We start from the raw sequence: 18867 nt of genomic DNA, 5'->3' as shown, positions 1-18867 counted from the left end.
CGGGAGGGGCCAGAACACTGAAGAAAAGCAAGAAAGGCCCCGCCAGAGCCCCGATGGTGCCTTGCCTGAGGGGGTGCTCACTGCTAAAGTTGCCGCATCTTTTCCGGACCGCAACTCTCAGGTTGAAACTACACGAATGTTGATCAAAAGACTCCGAGGCTTATTTTCAAGCGACCTGTCCATCGACCTGGGCACCGCAAACACCCTTATTTATGTCCGCGAGCGCGGCATCGTGCTGAATGAACCATCCGTTGTGGCCATCCGCACCCACGGTTCCCAGAAAATGGTCGCCGCTGTTGGCGCCGAAGCCAAGCGCATGCTTGGCCGCACCCCGGGCAACATCACCGCCATCCGCCCGATGAAAGACGGCGTGATCGCCGACTTTGTGGTCACCGAAAAAATGCTTCAGCACTTTATCCACAAAGTGCACGAAAACAGCTTCATTACCCCCAGCCCCCGGGTACTGGTCTGTGTACCCAGCAAATCCACCCAGGTCGAACGCAAGGCCATTCGCGAGTCTGCCATGGGAGCCGGCGCCCGGGAAGTACTGTTAATCGAAGAGCCCATGGCGGCCGCAATCGGCGCAGGCCTGCCGGTCGAGGAAGCCAGCGGCTCCATGATCGTCGACATCGGTGGCGGTACCACCGAGATAGCCATCATCTCCCTTAACGGCATCGTTTACGCCGAATCCGTCCGCACCGGTGGCGACAAGTTCGACGAAGCCATTGTGACCTACGTTCGTCGCAATTATGGCAGCCTGATCGGTGACTCCACGGCCGAACGCATCAAACATGAAATCGGCTGCGCCTACGAAGGCCTGGAAATCCGGGAAATTGATGTCAGGGGTCGAAATCTGGCCGAAGGCGTACCACGCGCGTTCACGCTGAACAGTGAAGAAATTCTGGACGCGCTGCAGGAATCTCTGGCGCAGATCGTCCAGACTGTCAAAAGTGCTCTGGAGCAGTCTCCGCCTGAACTGGCGTCTGATATCGCCGAGCGTGGCATAGTACTGACCGGCGGCGGCGCATTGCTTCGCGGTCTGGACAAGCTGATCAGTGAAGAAACCGGACTGCCGGTCATTATTGCTGAGGATCCGCTGACCTGCGTTGCCCGTGGCGGCGGCAAGGCCCTGGAAGTTATTGATCGCGGCGGAATCGGGATGTTCTCCCAGGAGGGTTAAACCCGTGGGGAGTACGCACTATTAAAACCATCTTCGTTCAGGGCTCGGTTCCCGGCATCCGTCTTGTCATTGTATGTGTGCTGTCGCTGGCGCTGATCGTCGCCGATGTACGCTTCAATCAGCTCACCTCTGTGCGCAGCGCCATAGGAACGGGGCTGGCGCCGGTGCACTGGCTTGGCAACGCCCCCGGTCGCCTCGGAGACTGGGTCTCGAGCCTGTTCACCACCCGCGATGACCTGATGGAACAGAACGAGGCGCTGAAGGCCCGGCTGCTCATCCTTGAACGCCGTGCCCTGAAATACGCCGCACTTGCCTCCGAAAATAACGAGTTGCGTCGACTGATGAATTCGTCCGAGGTCCTGGATGACCGGGTGATCGTCGGCGAAGTCGTGGCCGTGTCCCCGGACCCGTTTTCCCATGAGATTGTCATCAACAAGGGTAGCCGGGATGGTGTTGAAGTCGGGCAGGCAATCATAGATGCCAACGGACTGATGGGTCAGGTACAGCAGACCAGCAGTTTCACTTCCCGGGTTTTACTGATTTCCGACAGCAGTCATGCGGTGCCTGTGGAGGTTGTCCGCAACGGGCTGAGAGCCGTGCTTCTGGGCAACGGTGATGCTGATGCGCTTGAACTGGTCCATGTGCCGGATACCGCCGATATTCGCGAAGGCGACCTTCTGGTCAGTTCCGGATTGGGCGGACGTTTTCCAAGAGGCTATCCTGTTGCTGAAGTCCAACAGATAACCAAGGAGCCGGGAGAGCCCTTCGTGCAGATCAGGGCCAGCCCGCGAGCCGAGCTGAATCGAAGCCGTCTGGTTCTGGTGGTATTTTCACCGGAAGGGAGTTCCTGATGCTGTCGGTCATCAGTTACCCCGTTTTTATCCTCAGCGTGATTATTGCTCTGGTTCTGAGCAGTTCGCTGTTTCCGGTGGACTGGCTTGCATACCGGCCTGAATGGCTGGGACTGGCGGTGTTTTACTGGACCTTCCGGGCGCCCGCGCAGTTTGGCATTGTGCTGGCGTGGGGCCTCGGGCTTTTGCTGGATGTGCTGGAAGCAACGCCTCTGGGTGTGAATGCCCTCGCCATGGGGCTGATCGCATTTCTGGTACTTACCGTGCATCAGCGCCTGCGGATGTATCCGCTGCCGCAGCAATGCATGATGGTTTTTCTGCTTCTGGGTATCAATCAGATGCTGGTGCACTTTATAAAACAGTCGCTCGGCGCGGGTGACGCAGGCTTCAGTTATCTCTGGCCAGCGCTGACCAGTGCGCTTGTCTGGCCAGTAATATGCGTTGTGCTGGACAATCTGAACCGGAAGCTGGGGTAGAATCATGATGCGGCCTATCATTCTTGCTTCAGCATCACCACGACGGGCAGAGTTACTGCGGCAGATGGGTGCGCTATTCGAAGTGCGGCCCGCTGACATTGATGAGACGCCGCTGGACGGTGAACAGCCCGGTGATTATGTGAAACGGCTGGCCCGTGAGAAGGCAATGGTTGTCAGCCGGCTGGTCCCCGACGGAATTGTAATTGGATCGGATACCTCGGTGGTCGCGGATGGACGCATTCTCGGCAAGCCTGCCAGTCCTGCAGATGCCGCCAAGACACTGCAATTGCTCTCCGCCCGCACCCACCAGGTGATGACAGCTGTGGCGGTTGTCGTCAATGGCTGGGCCGAGGTGCGGCTGGTGGTCACTGAAGTGACTTTCCGTGAACTGCGACCGGATGAAATTTCCGCCTATGTGCGCACCGGCGAACCGATGGACAAGGCCGGAAGTTATGGGGTTCAGGGTTTAGGTGGTATTTTCCTGGAGAGTTTTCAGGGAAGTTACAGCTCTGTTGTGGGTTTACCGCTGCGCGAAACTGCCGATCTTCTGGCGCAGGCGGGTTACCCGGTCTGGACAACCTGGCAACCAGGACAGGAGAGCCTGAATGAGTGAGGAGATTCTGATCAACGTTACCCCGGTTGAAACCCGGGTGGCTCTTGTTGAGAACGGCATGCTGCAGGAGGCCTACATTGAGCGGGCCAGCCGCAAGGGCAATGTCGGTAACATCTACAAGGGCAAGGTCATCAGGGTACTGCCGGGGATGGGGGCAGCGTTTGTCGATATTGGTCTGGAACGGGCGGCCTTTATTCACGCATCTGATGTTGTAACCAATAACCAGACCGCGGATGGGCCGGAGGAATGTCCCAGAGTCGTCCCTGATATCCGCACCCTGCTTCGGGAGGGGCAGTCCCTGGTGGTGCAGGTGACCAAGGACCCCATTGGCACCAAGGGTGCGCGTCTGACTACCCAGCTCTCCATTCCCTCCCGCTATCTGGTGTTCATGCCCGGGGTTTCCCATATTGGCGTTTCCCAGCGCATCGAGGACGACGCCGAGCGGGCCCGCTTGAAAACACTGATAGAGGAAGCGGCCGCCGGGGAACCGCAGGGGGCTGGCGGTTACATTATACGGACCGCCGCAGAGGCGGCATCGGCGGACGATCTGATTGCCGACATGGTGTATCTGCACCGACTGGGACAGGCGATAGAGGAGCGTATCGGTCATGGTCAGGCCCCGACCGTGATCTATCGGGATTTACCGCTTTTTATCCGGACGATCCGGGATCTGATCCGCCCGCAGACGGAAAAAGTCAGGATCGACAGCAGGGAGAGCCATCAACGGGTGATGGAGTTCGTCAATGAATTTGTCAGCGAATTCTCAGACAAGGTGGAATATTACCCGGGCGAGCGCCCCCTGTTCGATCTTTATTCGGTCGAGGATGAAATCCAGAAGGCGCTGGGTCGCAAGGTGCAGCTCAAATCCGGTGGTTATGTGATTATCGACCAGACCGAAGCCATGACCACAATTGATGTTAACACCGGTGCTTTTGTCGGCCACCGCAACCTTGAAGAGACGATTTTCAAGACCAATCTTGAAGCCGCCCGCGCTATAAGTCGTCAACTCCGTTTGCGTAATCTTGGCGGCATCATCATTATAGATTTCATTGATATGCAAGATCCGGAGCACCAGCGCCAGGTCCACCGTATGCTGGAAAAAATGCTTGAACGGGACCACGCCAAGACCAAGATCACCGGTGTGTCCGAGCTTGGTCTGGTTGAGATGACCCGCAAGCGGACCACGGAAAGCCTGGGGCAGGTGTTGTGTGAGCCCTGTCCGATCTGCGACGGCCGGGGCTTTCTGAAAACCAGTGAGACGGTGTGCTACGAAATCTTCCGGGAAATTCTGCGGATCAATCGTGCTTACGATGCCGAGAGCTATCTGGTCATGGCGGCCCAGAGCGTGGTTGACCGGCTGCTGGATGAAGAATCGGATAACGTGGCCGACCTTGAAACCTTTATCGGTAAAGCCATTCGCTTTCAGGTCGAGCCCTTTTACAGTCAGGAGCAATACGATGTGGTTCTGCACTAGTGAACTGACTGGCCCGGGGCTTTAGTCGCTGCGACGCTGACCATGAACGCTCCTTCATCTGACCATAAGCAACCCGGGGCTGTCATAGGATTGCTGTCAAAGCTGGCCAACCTGTTCTGGTGGCTGCTTCTTGTTTTGCTGGTGATTGCGGCCCTGTACGCGGGGCTCGGGCGCCAGCTTACCCAGAACATTGATAATTACCGTACCGAAATAGAGCAGCAAATCTCGGATCGCCTCGGGCATGATGTCCGGATCGGATCTCTTTCTTCCCGCTGGAACTGGCTGAATCCCACCGTTATTGCCCGGGATCTGGTCGTAAAGCAGGAGGCCGGAGATGACGAAATCGTCGCCGCTCTGCAGACCCTCCGTGTGGGTCTGGACTTTCTGGCTTCCCTGAGGCGCTTGCGGATTGTGTTCTCCGATTTTGATGCCGATGGCCTTGATCTGGTTATCAATCAGAGTGCACGGGGCGAAATCAAGGTTGAGGGAGTCGAGCTGGCAGAGCCGGTTGCCAATGATCTGAGCCAGTGGCTTGAGCTGGCCGGCCAGTGGCTCTCCGATCCCTATGTGCGGATTACCCGGGTAGCGCTGGGGCTGCGGGATGGTAGTGGTCATTTGCGCCAGGTTGAGATTCCCCAGTTGAACCTGAGGTATCGTCGCGGGCTGTTCCACGCCTCCGGCCGCGCCATGAGACCGGGCACTACCGAGCAGTTGGCAAGCTTCAGGCTGGTGGGCCAGCATTTCTTCAGGGGCGCATTTACCGGCCAGTTTTATGGTGACATCAATTCCGGGCGCCTGTTTGATGGCCTTATTGAGGAATATGGCTGGAAAGGTGTTCGCGCGGAAGGGTTTGATATCGGGGGCCAGATCTGGCTGACCTTCCAGGACGGCCTGATGAAACAGGCCAGCGGAACCCTGGAAACACCCTATCTGCAACTGGGCGCTGGCCGACAGTCCCTGGCACCTCTGGAACAAATCCGTGCCAGATTCGGCTGGCGTCGTGACGGCACCGACGACCTTTTACCCTGGTACGCGACCGGCGAATTCCACCTGAGCGATCTGACCTGGCGCTGGAACGGTGAAACCGTGCCCGGTTTCGACCTGCGGTTCCAGCCTGGCCCCGGGGCCACTGCGGTCATCGCCGACAGATTTCCGGTTGGCCCGGTTCGCGGGCTGCTGAGAGGTCTGGGGGTTTTTTCCGAGCGAATTAGCCGGGCTCTGGACAACTACCGGCCTTCCGGCACCCTGAATCGCCTGTTGCTGAGGCTTCCCGGAGACGACAGCGGCAATTTCCGGTTGACCGCCGACCTGCGCAATATGGAAGTCCAGGCACACGGCGGCGCCCCGTCGGCAAAAGGCCTGAACGGGACATTACTGGTGACTCGGGCAGGCGGCCTGGTGCAGGCAGATTCGCCAGCACTGACGGTGGGTTTCCCACGACTGTTCGAGGGATTATGGGATGTCCGCAACTTCACCGCCGACGTCGCCTGGCGCCTTGAAGATGGTCTGATACGGGTTTTTTCCAGCGATATGGCCATGGATTTCGGCCCATCCGCGCGCCTGACCGGCGCCTTTGACCTGAGCCTGGGCGCCGAAACCGAAGACCAGCTGGGCCTTCGCGTCAGTCTTGCCGACGGCAACGCCGGAATGCTCGCGGATCTGGTGCCGGTAAAACTTGTAAAACCGGGCCTTTACAACTGGCTGACCACGGCGATCAAAGAGGCCGACATTGTAAGTGGCCGCTATTTCGGACACGGCCAGATTGGCAGCGGTTCGCCCCCGGGCTCGTTCGTGTCATCCATGGTTTACGATTTTGAAAACTCGACGGTGGAGTATGACAAGCGCTGGCCGGAAGTGACTGCTGCGGCAGGCCGGGTCTTTATCCATCAGGGGCAGACACGGATTGACCTTGATTCGGGCCAGACCGGAGGCATTGAGCTCAGTCCCGGACAGCTCAGGGTTCAGCCGGTCGCCGGGGGCAACACCATGGTTTATATCAACACCGCAGCCCCGGTGTCCGGCGATGCCCTGACTTTCTGGCTGGAAGGGAGTCCGCTTGGCGAACTGGCCGGTGCCGCATCGGATAACTTTGTTTTTGAGGGAAATTTCTACCTGAATCTTGCCATCGGTTTTACCCTGGATTCCGATCAGGCGCCGAGCATTGAGGCCACTGTTCGCACTGAATCCGGCGCCCTGAGCTTTTTACCGGCAGATCTGCAATGGACGGATATCGCTGGCGAAATCAGTTACAGCACTGACAGCGGGTTTTCCCCTGCGCCCCTGGCCGCCCGTTTTCTGGGCAATCCGGTGTCGGTATATTTCCAGGCCGATCGACCCGGCGGCGGGCTGAGCGTCCGTCAGACCGGTAAGCTGGATCTGCCGGCGTTACGGAACCGGCTCGGTCTGAGCGAGAGCAACCTGCCGGGCGCATCGGGCAGTATGGAGTATGAGGCCCTGGTGGAGGTGCCGCCGGAAAAGGCAGTGACGGTGACATTGTCCTCGGATCTGACCGGTGTGGTTCTTGACTGGCCTGCCCCGCTGGGGAAAACCGCTGAAACCAGTTCGCCGGCAACGGTCACGATTGCGCCGGGAGATGAAGAAAGTGACCTCGGGTTCGAGGTGAGATGGCAGCAACGGGCAGACTTTGATCTGCGCTGGCAGCCCGATCGGGTAGACCTGAACATAAATAGTCTGCGCCTTGGTGAGCGTCAGTTTGAGCAAGTCAGTGTCGATGCAGTTTTCGGCCATGAAAGCTGGTTGATCAGTGTCGACGCTGAGTGGATGCGGGGCATGGTGACCTGGCCGGTGTCCGGACGTGCGGTGACTGTCGACCTGGAAAGGCTTGCGCTTGTGCGAGCAAGCGACAGGATTGACGAAAGCGAGGCGCCACTGGAAACAGAGGACCCCTTGCGGGCCGTCAGTGAGCTCGATTTCGGAAGCTGGCCGGATGTCGATGTGCGAATTGCCGACCTGCAGGTCAACGCCGAGAGTGCGGGTATCTGGTCATTCGCAATTAAACCCGCTGCCAGCGGCCTGGCTGTGGAAGATATCGAAGGCAAGCTTAAATCGCTCACTCTTGCAGGAGCGCTCAGCTGGGGCATCGACAATGATCGGGAAACGACCGGCTTCAAAGGTAGCCTGACCGGAGAGTCCCTGGAGGACATCAGCACTCTGTTTGCAGCCAATATCCCGTTCCAGAGCGATGACACAGTGATCGAACTGGATCTGGACTGGTCAGGTCGTCCCGACCAGTTCGCGCTGGATAAATTGCATGGCAATGCTAAAGTGCGCTTTGAAGACGGCGTGATTCTGGAGGAAAACAGCACCGCGCAACTATTCCGTGTGTTCAACGTGCTTAATTCGGATACGCTTGCACGACGGCTCAAGCTGGATTTCTCTGACCTTTACGAAGCCGGTGTGGCTTTTGATGCAATTTCGGGCCAGGCCAGGTTTGCCAATGGCGTTCTGACTCTGGATCCTGAACTTCAGATTGTGGGTCCTTCCGGGGCGTTCAAGTTCAGTGGCAGCACCGATATGGCAGAGAAAACCCTGGATATGAACATGGTGGTGGTTCTGCCACTGACCCAGAATCTGCCGCTGGCGGCGCTGTTGTTAGGAGCCGGGGCTCCCATTGGCGGTGCACTTTTTGTCCTGGACAAGGTGCTGGGGGATCCGTTGAGCAAGCTTGCCAGCGCCTCATATAATGTAAAGGGCTCCTGGAGCAATCCGGATGTCAGGTTGAAGCGAATCTTTGATGGTGGTTGAAATACGCAACAGGGGCAGATTATGTCAGCAGTAACAGTGGAAGGTGTTTCAGTTCAGGCTAACCGGGTTGCTGGTATCCAGATGGTCAGCAGTGGCGACGATATTGACAGGAATCTGGAAGATGCCCGGCGGTTGCTGGCTCAGGCGGCGGGCCTTGGCGCCAGGGTTGCTGTGCTGCCCGAAAATTTTGCAGTCATGTCAACCAGTAAGATGGTCGAGTGTGGCCGCCGGGAAGGTCAGGCCGGTGCCCCGGTACAGAGTTTTCTGGCCGAGCAGGCGGCGGCCCTTGGCCTGTGGATTGTGGGCGGTTCCGTGCCGATCAGCACCCGGCCGGATGGCTCGGAGATCGAAGACCGTGTCCGCGCCTCCTGTGTGGTTTTCGATGATCAGGGCCAGCAGGTTGCCCGCTACGACAAGATTCATCTGTTTGATGCCACTGTCGAGGATGCACAGGGGCAGTATCGTGAGTCTGATACCTTCGAGCCTGGCGACGATATTGTTGTGGTGGATACGCCGGCTGGTCGGCTCGGGCTGTCCATCTGCTACGACCTGCGGTTTCCCGAGCTGTTCCGAAAACTGCGGGAACGGGGCGCGGAATGGGTGACAGTGCCCAGTGCCTTTACCTGGACTACCGGCGATGCCCACTGGCACGCGCTGATCAGGGCCCGGGCGATTGAAAATCAGCTATGGGTGGTGGCGCCGGGGCAGGGCGGCTACCACAGTGAACGCCGCCGGACTTACGGCCACAGCCTGGTGGCGGACCCATGGGGCCGGATACTGACCGAGCTGGGCGAAGGCCCCGGCGTGGTGACTTCAGAGCTGGACCACGACCGACTGACCGAAATCAGAACCCGTATGCCTGTGTGGGAGCATCGCAGACTCTGAGGTCCTTGCTTGAGCAGGCGGACAGGTCTTTCCAGAACACGCTGTAAATACGTCCTTGTACGCTCGGGCTCCGCCTTCAGTGCTTATTGCTCCTGCGTCGCACTGAAGTCCAGGGTAGGCCATCCATGGCCTACCCGTGAAGAGCTATTCGCTCTTCACCCATGGCTCCGCACGTTTCTGGAAAGACCTGTCCGCCTGCTCTGCCGTACTTCGGCGTTTTTTTCAGTCCTGTCCGGATTCGGCGTCGTCGATGCATTCCCGCAGGTAGCGGAACAGTTTGCGCGACTGGCCGGTTGCCTGTTCCTTCCGCGAATCGCGCCTGGCGTTGCGTGCCAGGTTTCTCAGATGCTGGATGTCGGCGCTGGTGCAGTAATCCAGAAACGCACCCACGGCGCTGTCGCCTTCAGCAATCATCCGGTCGCGCCAGCGTTCGGCAAGGTGGTGGCGGCGGGTATGCTCTTCGCTTCCGGAATAGAAAGCGTCAATCTGACGTGAAAGGCCTTCCGGGTCGTCCTCCTGGCGAATGATTTTACCGATGTATTGCAGGTGTCTGCGGCGAGCCTCATGCTGGCGGATGCGCCGTGATTCCTCGATAGCGGCTCTCAGAGTACTGCTGATTGGCAGGGCGTCGAGCTGATCGTTGCCAAGCTCCAGCATCCGCTTGCCAAGGTCCTGCAGTGACTGCATCTCCCGTTTGAGCTGGGATTTGCTGGGGCCGTCGTAGGCCGGCGGGTCGTCGTTGTAATGATTCATAGATCCAGCCCGTTTGTCGAGTTAGGCGTATACCAGAGTGGCAAGGCCGAGGAATGACATAAAACCAACAACGTCAGTTACCGTGGTCAGAATCACACTGCCGGCCAGGGCCGGATCGATATTCCTGGATTTGAGAAACAGCGGCAGCACTGTGCCCACCAGTGCAGCGGCGATCAGGTTGATAATCAGCGCTGCGGCAATGATGGCGCCAATCATTATGTCACTGAACCAGAACGAAGCTGCAGATGCCACCACTGCCGCCCAGAGCGCCCCGTTAAGCAGACTGGCGATAAATTCCCGGTTAAGCAGCCAGCCCACATTGGCGCCACTGATCTGGCCCACGGCCATGCCGCGAATCACCAGCGTCAGGGTCTGGCTTCCGGCAATGCCGCCCATGCTTGCGACAATGGGCATCAGCACGGCCAGCGCTACCACTTTTTCGATGGTCGCTTCGAAAATGCCGATAACCGCGGACGCGGTAAAGGCGGTCAGCAGGTTAATACCCAGCCAGACAGCGCGGCGGCGCGTGGTTCTCAGGATGGGGGCAAAGGTATCTTCGTCTTCGTCCAGACCGGCCATGCTCATCAGCGAGTGGTCAGATTCCTCGCGGATAACGTCGACCACGTCATCGATGGTGATCCGGCCCAGCAGCCGGCCTTCCTCGCTCACCACCGGCGCTGATATCAGGTCATAGCGCTCGAACAGGGTCGCTACCTTATTGTCGGAAAGGGTGACAGGGATGGGCTCGATGTCGGTGTCCATTACCTCACGCACCGTAGCAGCCGGGTTGGAGACCAGCATTTTGGTGATCGGCAGTATGCCGATAAATTCGTCCCGCCGACTGACGACAATCAGGCTGTCGGTCATGGGTGGCAGGTTGCGGTGCCTGCGAAGATATCGCAATACAACATCGATACTGATGTCCGGCCGCACCGTGATGGTGTCGGTGTTCATCAGGCCACCGGCGGTGTCCTCCGGGTAGGACAGGACTTCCTCTACCCGCTGCCGGTCCTGCTCGTCCATGGTATCCAGCACTTCCTGGATGACGGTATCCGGCAGTTGCTGCAGCAGGTCAGCGAGATCGTCTGACTCGAAATCCTCGATAATATCCGCCAGTTCCTGGGCGTTGAGCTGGCTCAGGAAATAACTGCGAATGTCATCGTTCAGATACTGAAGAACCTCGCCCTCAAGCTGTTTGTCGACCAGATTCCAGAGCAGGGCACGCTGGCGTGGCGGCGACGACTCCAGCAGGTGGGCGATATCACTGGGGCTCAGGCCGCCGTTGAGGATGCGGGCGACCTGCTTGAGAGCACCACTGTCCAGCGCCTCGCTCAGTGAACGAAGCCGTTGGCGAGCCTGGCTTTTTTCAAGGATATCGGTCATAGAACACCAGCAGTCGGAAAACCTTCGTATTATACCGGAGTCAGGCGGCCCTGGTGAGAACGAGTTGCAGGAGAGAGGGGGTTATTCACCTTCGCCAAAATAGTCCTCGATCAGGACAGTAAGGGCTTCTATAGCTTCGTTCTCGTCTTCGCCATCGGCAATCAGCTCCACCTCGGTACCTTTGCTGGCGGCCAGCATCATTACCGGCATGATGCTTTTGGCATCGACCTTCCGGTCCTTGCGGCTGATATTGATGGTGCTGCTGTATTCAGAGGCAGTGGCCACCAGCTTGGCAGCGGCCCGGGCGTGAAGGCCCAGTTTGTTGATGATCTTGATTGTACGTCGGACCATACAGTCAGGATCCCCGGCTTTGAAGGTGCGGCAGTTCGGTGTGTCGAACCTGAACATTACTGTATCTGTTATGGAAATAAGCGCCAAGTTGTTCGCAGATATAAACCGAGCGGTGTTGCCCGCCGGTGCAGCCGATGGAAATGGTCATGTAGCTGCGGTTGCTGTCGGCAAAGGCCGGCAGCCAGTTGTCCAGATAGTGGGTGAGATCCCCGGTCATTTTCCGGGTGAGCGGATTGGCCTCCAGAAAGTCAATGACTGGCTGGTCAGTGCCGACAAACTGGCGCAGTGATGTATCCCAGTAGGGGTTTGGCAGGCAACGGACATCGAAAACAAAATCCGAATCCAGCGGCACCCCGTGTTTGAATCCGAACGACTGGAACAGCAGCGCAAGTTCCTGTTCCCGGCGACCGGCCACCCGCTGCTTGATCATGTCCCGAAGCTCGTACATTGATAGCCCGGTGGTTTCGATATAGAGATCGGCAAGTCTGGATAGTGGTTCCAGTAACAGTTTTTCGTTGGTTATGGCTTCACGCAGCGAGGTCCGGTCGTCACTCAGTGGGTGTTTGCGGCGGGTTGCGTGGAAGCGCCGAAGCAGAGACTGTTCGTCGGCGTCCAGATAGATGATTTCGACGGTGGCGCCAATCTGCTGAAGGCGGTTGTGCAGCGTTTCAAAATTGCTGAGTTCACCGGACAGGTTCCGCGCATCAATGCTCACGGCCATTTTTGCAAGTCTGCCGGGTGACGACTGGTCGGCTGCCTCCTGGGTCAGGGGTACCAGCAGACCGATTGGCAGGTTGTCGATGCAGTAAAAGCCCAGATCCTCAAGTACATGAAGCGCGGTGCTCTTGCCGGACCCTGAGCGGCCACTGACGATAATCAGTTTCATGCCGGGTTACCTTGAAGGGTTTGGTTTTAATGGATTTCGGCAAGCATCTGCCGATAGAGTGTTTCGCCATCGGTGCATTGGCGCAAGTGATCACAGAATGCCCGGTCATTGAATTTTTCGGCAATCTGGCTCAGCAGTTCAAGATGTTCGCTGGTTGCTTCCTTGGGAACCACAAGCGCAAACACCAGATCGACCGGCTGATTGTCGATGGCGTCAAAGCTGACCCCGTCGGCCAGTGTCATCAACACCCCGACAACATGGTCCAGGCCGTCCAGCCGGCAGTGCGGAATGGCGATACCCTGACCGATACCGGTGCTGCCAAGGCGCTCCCGGGAAACCAGATTATTGAAAATCTGGGTGTCGTTGAGCTTTTCATCCTGATGCTGAATCTGTTCCGCAATGGTCTCCATCACCCGCTTTTTGCTGGATGCGGGCACCCGGCAGAGCGTCAGTTCCGGCGCGAGAATGTTATCGATGGTCAGAGTCGTGTCAGTCATGAATCGACGTCAGTTCCGTAAAAAAAGCTGCGGCGCCCCGGGGCCAACCTACCAGTCTGCCAATTTGCAATCCATTAGCCTGTAAGTCAGCGTCAGACGCCGCAACTTGTTGAGTGACATGCAACGAGGGCCGGCTGTCAGCGGGCGCCGTTGCCGTGCATCCGGTCCACATTTTTCTCTTTGTGCTTGAGAATCTGTCGGTCCAGTTTGTCGACCAGGGCGTCAATGGCCGCGTACATATCCTCATTTTCAGCTTTTGCGTGTATCTCACCACCGATGACATGAAGAGTCGCTTCGGCCATCTGTCTCACTTTCTCAACCTCAAGGGTTACCTGACAATTACTGATATGATCAAAATGCCGCTCGAGCTTCTCGAATTTACCAGATACGTAATCTTTGAGTGCGGGGGTCAATTCCACGTGATGGCCGGAAATATTTAATTGCATAGGCTTCTCCTCTTATCGGATGTTTATTACACCAGTCGCTTTCTTTCGTTTGACGGGGGAATGTGCATCGCCTCACGATACTTGGCCACGGTCCGCCTCGCCACCTTGATACCCTGTTCTCCCAGCATGGTCGCAATCTTACTGTCACTCAATGGCTTTTTCGGGGTTTCGCCGGCAATCAGTTTTCTGATCATGGCCCTGATGGCAGTGGAGGAGCATTCGCCGCCCTCATCAGTGCCGACATGGCTCGAAAAAAAGTATTTGAGCTCGAAGATGCCACGGGGGGTGTGCATGTACTTCTGTGTTGTCACCCGGGAGATGGTCGATTCGTGCATCTCCACCGCCTGCGCAATATCCGACAGAATCAACGGCTTCATGGCTTCTTCACCCTGATCAAGAAATCCCTGCTGATGCTCGACAATACGAGTGGCCACTTTCAGCAGGGTTTCGTTCCGGCTCTGCAGGCTTTTGATGAACCATTTTGCCTCCTGCAGCTGGTCACGCAGGTAGGTGTTGTCGGCACTGCTGTCAGCCCGCTTGATAAGTGAAGCATAGCTGGCATTTACGCGAATGCGCGGTGCTATATCGGGGTTCAGCTCAACCCGCCAGCGCTCGTTGTGTTTCCTGACAATAACGTCAGGGATTACGTAGTCCGGCTCAGCCTGATCAATAGTATCACCCGGGCGGGGGTTCAGCGCGGTAATCAATCCCAGCACTTCCCGCAGCTGGTCTTCCTTGAGGCGACTGCGGCGCAGAAGTTGCGCATAATCGCGATTGCCCAGCAGGTTGATGTAGTGGGTAATAACCAGTCTGGCCTGGGCAAGCCAGGGGGTTTCAGGGGGCAGCTGGTTCAGCTGGATCAACAGGCATTCCTGCAGGTCCCGGGCGAAGACACCGGGCGGATCAAAATGCTGCAGCCGATGCAGTACGGCTTCAACCTCGTCCAGTTCCAGTGGATCTTCATCGGCTTCGTCCATCATGCCGGAGTATATTTCCTCCAGCGGTGACGTCAGATAGCCGTTATTGTTGACGGCATCCAGCAAGGCGTGGGCAATGGCCTGATCGCGCTCATTCAATGGTGTGAGATTGAGCTGCCATTCCAGGTGATCCCGCAGGGTTTCTGTCGGGGAATTGCGGGTTTCGAAGTCGTGGTCGTTTTCGTCGTCGTTCCGGGCAGCTGTGCTCGGGGCAGGCTGGTAGATATCGTCCCAGGCGGTATCCACCGGCAGGTCATCCGGGATGGTGTCCGGGCTGTCCGTCTCTGATGACCAGTCCGGACCGTTTTCGGTCTCATCCCAGTCCCCCGGTGAATCGGTTTCGCCGGCGTCGGGTTTGGCCTCTTCTGCGGTGGTCTTGTCCTGACTGTTTTCATCAGTTGCAGCCTCAGAGGCCTGGTCTTCGTCCTCGGAGGTTTCCAGCATGGGGTTGGATTCCAGTGCCTGCTGGATTTCCTGTTGCAGATCGAGGGTGGAAAGCTGCAGAAGCCTGATCGCCTGTTGCAGCTGGGGCGTCATGGTCAGGCTCTGACCCAGCTTTAACTGTAATGAGGCTTTCATAACCATGATTCAGGATCCGTCACTGAGTCCCTCGCGTCCGGGGCGTTGACAAAAACTCTAAGTATGCTGGCAACTTGCCAGAGACAAGCAAGTTCTTTGCCGAGTGTACTTGCTTGCGGTTGGCAAAACAATCGGGCCCGGGCGGCTCTGGCCCGATTGAGGCTGTCAAAGCCGGAACTCATTGCCCAGATAGACTTCCTTGACCTGCTGATTGGCCAGGATCTGATCGGAACTGCCGGATGCGATGATATGACCTGCACTGACGATGTAGGCGTTCTCACAGATATCGAGGGTCTCACGCACGTTGTGATCGGTAATCAGGACACCGATCCCTTTATCCCGCAGGTGCCGGATAATCTGCTTGATATCACTCACCGAAATCGGGTCAACGCCGGCAAAGGGCTCGTCAAGCAGAACAAAGGCGGGTTCCATGGCCAGTGCCCGGGCAATCTCGACCCGTCGACGTTCACCACCGGACAGAGCCATGCCGACGCTGTCACGAATGTGGTTGATGTGAAACTCTTGCAGCAGTCCATCCGCCCTGGCTTCCCGCTCGTCCCGTTTCAGTTCCTTGCGGGTTTCCAGAATGGCAAGAATATTATCCCGTACCGTCAGCTTGCGGAATACCGACGCTTCCTGGGGCAGATAGCCAATGCCCTGGCGAGCGCGACCATGCATCGGCAATGGGGTTATATCCTTGCTGTCGATGGTTATGCGGCCATTATCGGCGGTAATCAGACCTACAATCATATAGAAGCATGTGGTCTTGCCGGCGCCATTGGGACCGAGCAGGCCAACAATCTGACCACTGCGTATCTCCAGCGACACGTCGATGACGACTTTCTTCTGTTTATAACTCTTGGCCAGTTTACTGGCTCTCAGAACTGCCATCTGGTTGTTGCTCGCTTGCGCTGTTGGGTGAGTTGGGAGAGCTGCGTGGCTGAATCACCATTTCTACCCGACCGCCGCCATCACCCTGGTCGGGGGAACCCTCGGCGGTCACGACACGGTCAACGCTATCATAATGAATGATATCGCCGCGAAACATATTGCCACCCTGCTCGATAACCGCCTCGCCCTCAAAGGTGACCCGATTGTCATCGGCTGACCAGCGGATGTTAACAGCGCGGGCGTTGGTCTCACCTTCATCACCGACCGAGGGCTGGCGGTAACTGGCAGGCTGGCCCCTGGCCTCGATGCGGTTTACGCCTTCACCACTGCGATAGAGCACAACCTCATTCGCCGTCAGCCGGATATCGCCCTGGCTCATCACGACGTCGCCGGTATAGGTGGCAATGCCCCGACCCTCGTCAAGGCGGGCATTGTCGGCATTAACGCGAATAGGGGTGTCGGAATCCAGGTCGAAAGCGACTGCCGGCGCCGCCGTCCATGCCAGTGGGGCGAGCAATGCCAGCACCAGAGCACGCAGACAGGCCCGCTGTCTGTCGCCTGAATGATTATTTACCGGGTTCATAACGTCCTTCCACCTGAGCGTTGAGTTCGAGTATGCGCGGGTCGATCCAGGCTTTCATTCCGGTTGCCCGGGTAACACCCAGGGCGTCTTTGATGGTTACCGGCTCACTGGTGTAAACCGTCCGTTCTTCACTGTCCAGGGTCAGAGCTTCTGTCGACAGTGACATGGGTTCAGAAGGTGATGCGGTGCCGCGCTGATCCGCCAGGCGGAGTATCCGCACATTGCCGTTCAGGTGTATCAGGTCCAGTGCCTGCAGAAATTCACCCTGTTGCGCTTCCAGCTCCCAGGAAGCGTCGTCGGCCTCGCCAAAAAGAGTGGCCCGCGGTTGCTGCATCCGTATGACCTGGTCTGATTCGAACTGTTCGATGCGCTGGCTTTCAATACGGATGGCCAGTTGCCCGGTTACATTGAATGAAAGGTACCGACCGCCTGTTACAAAAGCATCGGGCTCTGCTTTTCCACGCAGCGCAGCGGCGTCGTCAGGGGTCGCCGGTTCCTCATTCTGCCAGAGCATGGCAAAAAGAATCAGCACTGTCACCACCAGTCCGAGCATCCGGATCCTGGGGCTTCGTATCAGTTCGCCTGCTGTCATGGATGCAGTTCCCGGTAAGGTCTGAGCGCGCTGTCCAGCGCGCCGGTGGCCGCCAGCAGCAGATCACAGATTTCCCGAACGGCGCCTTCGCCACCGGCAACGCGGGTGCAGATATCAGCGGACTCGCGAACGGCCCAGTGGCCGTTGGGTACCGTTATGCCCAGGCCGACGAAGAGTATGGCGGGCAGGTCAGGCAGGTCATCGCCCATATAGGCGATGGCCCCGGGAGCCAGGTTCAACCCGCCGGCCAGTTCTTCAAGGGCCGCCTTCTTGTCCTCCCGGCCCTGCATCAGATGCGCAATGCCCAGGTCTTTCATGCGTTTTGCGGTCAGGGGCGAACGCCTGCCGGTGATCACCGCAACTTCGATGCCCGCAGCCATGACCTGCTTCAGGCCGAGGCCATCAAGAATATTGAAGCCTTTCATCTCATCGCCACTGGCGGTGAAGTAAAGTTTGCCGTCGGTCATGATGCCGTCGACGTCCAGCGCCAGCAGTTTTATCCCTGCCGCCTTTTTCAGGTCCGGTTCTGACCATTCTGGACGAAAGCTTTCGGACATCATATTGCTCCCCTCAGATGACGCCGGCCCGCAGCAGATCGTGCATGTTGATAGCGCCGGTCAGCAGGCCATCCCGGTTGATCACAGGCAGGGCATTGATCTTCATCTCTTCCATGATGCGCAGCGCCTCCGCGGCCAGTTGATCTTCATTGATGGTGCGGCCGTTGCGGGTCATTACATCGCGTATGCAGGTGGCGTGGATATCGATGGGGTGGTCCAGGGTGCGCCGCAGGTCGCCATCAGTGAATATGCCGCACAGCTCGCCACTGGCATTGACAACGGTTGTCATGCCGAGCCCTTTACGGGAAATTTCCAGCAGGGCGCCGCTGAGTGTTGTGGTCTCCTGCACCCGCGGAATCTGGTCGCCGGAGTGCATGATATCGGACACCCTGAGCAGCAGACGCCGGCCCAGAGTGCCGCCGGGGTGAGACATGGCGAAGTCTTCGGCGCTGAAGCCACGGGCCTCCAGCAGTGCCACCGCCAGCGCATCCCCCATGACCAGGGTTGCCGTGGTACTGGAAGTGGGTGCGAGGCCAAGCGGACAGGCTTCTACGGCCACACTGATATCAAGGTTGGCGACCGCTTCTCTGGCCAGAACGGAGTTGGCATTCCCGGTCATGCTGACAAGCGGAGCGCCCATGCGCTTGAACAGTGGCAGAATTGTGAGCACTTCAGCGGTGTTACCGCTGTTGGAGATGGCCAGCACCACATCCTGGCTGGTGATCATGCCAAGGTCGCCGTGGCTGGCTTCGCCGGGATGTACGAAAAAAGCCGGTGTGCCGGTGCTGGCCAGAGTGGCGGCTATCTTGTTGCCGATATGCCCGGATTTGCCCATGCCGGTTACCACCACCCGGCCGTTGCAGCCGATGATCACTTCGCAGGCTTTTTCAAAGCTGCCATTGATCCGGCCGCTCAGTGCGTTGATGGCATCGAGTTCGATTGCAATCGCCCTCAGTGCAGATTCCCGGTAAGTCAGGCTTGTGTCGCTGGTCATTTGGCTTCCATTGTGGATTGGTACTTTACTGGCCAGTGGTCGGTTAACAGTTGGCGACAGTATATCACTTCCTCCGGCCTTGAAAGATTGCATTGCCATCCGCTCATTTTGACGCTGTTCGATTGAGGTTCCCT

The 18867-nt window shown here is 57.8% G+C and carries 19 protein-coding genes; 7 read left to right on the top strand and 12 right to left on the bottom strand.

The window, feature by feature from the left end:
* Positions 1-139 precede the first annotated feature (139 nt).
* The 7 genes from VJ956_RS06550 to VJ956_RS06520 all read left to right on the top strand — a co-directional run bounded on the left by VJ956_RS06550 (position 140) and on the right by VJ956_RS06520 (position 9244).
* Positions 140-1180: a rod shape-determining protein gene (locus tag VJ956_RS06550; RefSeq protein WP_324082994.1), complete on the top strand. Its 1041-nt coding sequence runs from the start codon at positions 140-142 to the stop codon at positions 1178-1180.
* A gap of 56 nt (positions 1181-1236) precedes the next feature.
* Positions 1237-2031: a rod shape-determining protein MreC gene (gene mreC / locus VJ956_RS06545; protein ID WP_324082993.1), complete on the top strand. Its 795-nt coding sequence runs from the start codon at positions 1237-1239 to the stop codon at positions 2029-2031.
* Complete coding sequence (mreD, locus tag VJ956_RS06540; protein WP_324082980.1) at positions 2031-2507, top strand: rod shape-determining protein MreD; 477 nt, start codon at positions 2031-2033, stop codon at positions 2505-2507. Before mreC ends, mreD begins: the two co-directional genes overlap by 1 nt.
* A 7-nt stretch (positions 2508-2514) precedes the next feature.
* Positions 2515-3120 carry a Maf family protein gene (locus VJ956_RS06535; protein ID WP_324082991.1) on the top strand — a complete coding sequence of 202 codons (606 nt, stop codon included), beginning with the start codon at positions 2515-2517 and terminating at the stop codon, positions 3118-3120.
* A complete protein-coding gene (gene rng, locus VJ956_RS06530) occupies positions 3113-4594 on the top strand; it encodes a ribonuclease G (protein ID WP_324082979.1) in 1482 nt (493 codons plus the stop codon). Before VJ956_RS06535 ends, rng begins: the two co-directional genes overlap by 8 nt.
* A 90-nt stretch (positions 4595-4684) precedes the next feature.
* Positions 4685-8359, top strand: coding sequence for a YhdP family protein (locus VJ956_RS06525; protein WP_324082977.1), 3675 nt, complete (start codon positions 4685-4687; stop codon positions 8357-8359).
* Positions 8360-8380: 21 nt separating this feature from the next.
* The gene (locus tag VJ956_RS06520) at positions 8381-9244 is read left to right on the top strand and encodes a carbon-nitrogen hydrolase family protein (protein ID WP_324082975.1); all 864 of its coding nucleotides are present in this window, start codon (positions 8381-8383) and stop codon (positions 9242-9244) included.
* A gap of 222 nt (positions 9245-9466) precedes the next feature.
* Here the strand turns inward: VJ956_RS06520 and yjgA are convergent, their stop codons facing one another.
* The 12 genes from yjgA to VJ956_RS06460 form a co-directional block, all read right to left on the bottom strand.
* Positions 9467-9997: a ribosome biogenesis factor YjgA gene (gene yjgA, locus VJ956_RS06515; RefSeq protein WP_324082973.1), complete on the bottom strand. Its 531-nt coding sequence runs from the start codon at positions 9995-9997 to the stop codon at positions 9467-9469.
* Between the two features lie 21 nt (positions 9998-10018).
* A complete protein-coding gene (gene mgtE / locus VJ956_RS06510; RefSeq protein ID WP_324082971.1) occupies positions 10019-11380 on the bottom strand; it encodes a magnesium transporter in 1362 nt (453 codons plus the stop codon).
* An 81-nt stretch (positions 11381-11461) separates the two neighbouring features.
* Complete coding sequence (locus VJ956_RS06505) at positions 11462-11731, bottom strand: HPr family phosphocarrier protein (RefSeq protein ID WP_324082969.1); 270 nt, start codon at positions 11729-11731, stop codon at positions 11462-11464.
* Between the two features lie 4 nt (positions 11732-11735).
* Positions 11736-12617: an RNase adapter RapZ gene (gene rapZ / locus VJ956_RS06500; protein WP_324082966.1), complete on the bottom strand. Its 882-nt coding sequence runs from the start codon at positions 12615-12617 to the stop codon at positions 11736-11738.
* A gap of 26 nt (positions 12618-12643) precedes the next feature.
* A complete protein-coding gene (gene ptsN, locus VJ956_RS06495; RefSeq protein ID WP_324082965.1) occupies positions 12644-13114 on the bottom strand; it encodes a PTS IIA-like nitrogen regulatory protein PtsN in 471 nt (156 codons plus the stop codon).
* A 137-nt stretch (positions 13115-13251) separates the two neighbouring features.
* Positions 13252-13560, bottom strand: coding sequence for a ribosome hibernation promoting factor (hpf, locus tag VJ956_RS06490; protein ID WP_150909810.1), 309 nt, complete (start codon positions 13558-13560; stop codon positions 13252-13254).
* 26 nt (positions 13561-13586) lie between these two features.
* The gene (locus tag VJ956_RS06485) at positions 13587-15116 is read right to left on the bottom strand and encodes an RNA polymerase factor sigma-54 (protein ID WP_324082990.1); all 1530 of its coding nucleotides are present in this window, start codon (positions 15114-15116) and stop codon (positions 13587-13589) included.
* A gap of 165 nt (positions 15117-15281) precedes the next feature.
* Positions 15282-16007: an LPS export ABC transporter ATP-binding protein gene (lptB, locus tag VJ956_RS06480; protein WP_324082960.1), complete on the bottom strand. Its 726-nt coding sequence runs from the start codon at positions 16005-16007 to the stop codon at positions 15282-15284.
* On the bottom strand, positions 15985-16590 hold the full coding sequence (lptA, locus tag VJ956_RS06475; protein WP_324082959.1) for a lipopolysaccharide transport periplasmic protein LptA: 606 nt from the start codon (positions 16588-16590) through the stop codon (positions 15985-15987). Before lptA ends, lptB begins: the two co-directional genes overlap by 23 nt.
* Positions 16574-17182: an LPS export ABC transporter periplasmic protein LptC gene (lptC, locus tag VJ956_RS06470; protein WP_324082957.1), complete on the bottom strand. Its 609-nt coding sequence runs from the start codon at positions 17180-17182 to the stop codon at positions 16574-16576. The genes lptA and lptC overlap by 17 nt, the downstream gene beginning before the upstream one ends.
* The gene (locus tag VJ956_RS06465) at positions 17179-17739 is read right to left on the bottom strand and encodes a KdsC family phosphatase (RefSeq protein WP_324082988.1); all 561 of its coding nucleotides are present in this window, start codon (positions 17737-17739) and stop codon (positions 17179-17181) included. Before VJ956_RS06465 ends, lptC begins: the two co-directional genes overlap by 4 nt.
* A gap of 13 nt (positions 17740-17752) precedes the next feature.
* The gene (locus tag VJ956_RS06460) at positions 17753-18733 is read right to left on the bottom strand and encodes a KpsF/GutQ family sugar-phosphate isomerase (protein WP_324082955.1); all 981 of its coding nucleotides are present in this window, start codon (positions 18731-18733) and stop codon (positions 17753-17755) included.
* Between the last annotated feature and the right edge of the window lie 134 nt (positions 18734-18867).

This window comes from Marinobacter sp. (assembly GCF_035268745.1).
Taxonomy (GTDB): domain Bacteria; phylum Pseudomonadota; class Gammaproteobacteria; order Pseudomonadales; family Oleiphilaceae; genus Marinobacter.
The sequence above is the reverse complement of the archived record's forward strand: the minus strand, read 5'-3'. Positions and strand labels throughout refer to the sequence as shown.

Bases quoted from the DNA above. Each gene is read 5' to 3' on its own strand.
- mreD (WP_324082980.1), top strand. From the start codon at position 2,031: ATGCTGTCGGTCATCAGTTACCCCGTTTTTATCCTCAGCGTGATTATT.
- VJ956_RS06535 (WP_324082991.1), top strand. From the start codon at position 2,515: ATGCGGCCTATCATTCTTGCTTCAGCATCACCACGACGGGCAGAGTTA.
- rng (WP_324082979.1), top strand. From the start codon at position 3,113: ATGAGTGAGGAGATTCTGATCAACGTTACCCCGGTTGAAACCCGGGTG.
- VJ956_RS06520 (WP_324082975.1), top strand. From the start codon at position 8,381: ATGTCAGCAGTAACAGTGGAAGGTGTTTCAGTTCAGGCTAACCGGGTT.
- yjgA (WP_324082973.1), bottom strand. From the start codon at position 9,997: ATGAATCATTACAACGACGACCCGCCGGCCTACGACGGCCCCAGCAAA.
- mgtE (WP_324082971.1), bottom strand. From the start codon at position 11,380: ATGACCGATATCCTTGAAAAAAGCCAGGCTCGCCAACGGCTTCGTTCA.
- VJ956_RS06505 (WP_324082969.1), bottom strand. From the start codon at position 11,731: ATGGTCCGACGTACAATCAAGATCATCAACAAACTGGGCCTTCACGCC.
- rapZ (WP_324082966.1), bottom strand. From the start codon at position 12,617: ATGAAACTGATTATCGTCAGTGGCCGCTCAGGGTCCGGCAAGAGCACC.
- ptsN (WP_324082965.1), bottom strand. From the start codon at position 13,114: ATGACTGACACGACTCTGACCATCGATAACATTCTCGCGCCGGAACTG.
- hpf (WP_150909810.1), bottom strand. From the start codon at position 13,560: ATGCAATTAAATATTTCCGGCCATCACGTGGAATTGACCCCCGCACTC.
- VJ956_RS06485 (WP_324082990.1), bottom strand. From the start codon at position 15,116: ATGAAAGCCTCATTACAGTTAAAGCTGGGTCAGAGCCTGACCATGACG.
- lptB (WP_324082960.1), bottom strand. From the start codon at position 16,007: ATGGCAGTTCTGAGAGCCAGTAAACTGGCCAAGAGTTATAAACAGAAG.
- lptA (WP_324082959.1), bottom strand. From the start codon at position 16,590: ATGAACCCGGTAAATAATCATTCAGGCGACAGACAGCGGGCCTGTCTG.
- lptC (WP_324082957.1), bottom strand. From the start codon at position 17,182: ATGACAGCAGGCGAACTGATACGAAGCCCCAGGATCCGGATGCTCGGA.
- VJ956_RS06465 (WP_324082988.1), bottom strand. From the start codon at position 17,739: ATGTCCGAAAGCTTTCGTCCAGAATGGTCAGAACCGGACCTGAAAAAG.
- VJ956_RS06460 (WP_324082955.1), bottom strand. From the start codon at position 18,733: ATGACCAGCGACACAAGCCTGACTTACCGGGAATCTGCACTGAGGGCG.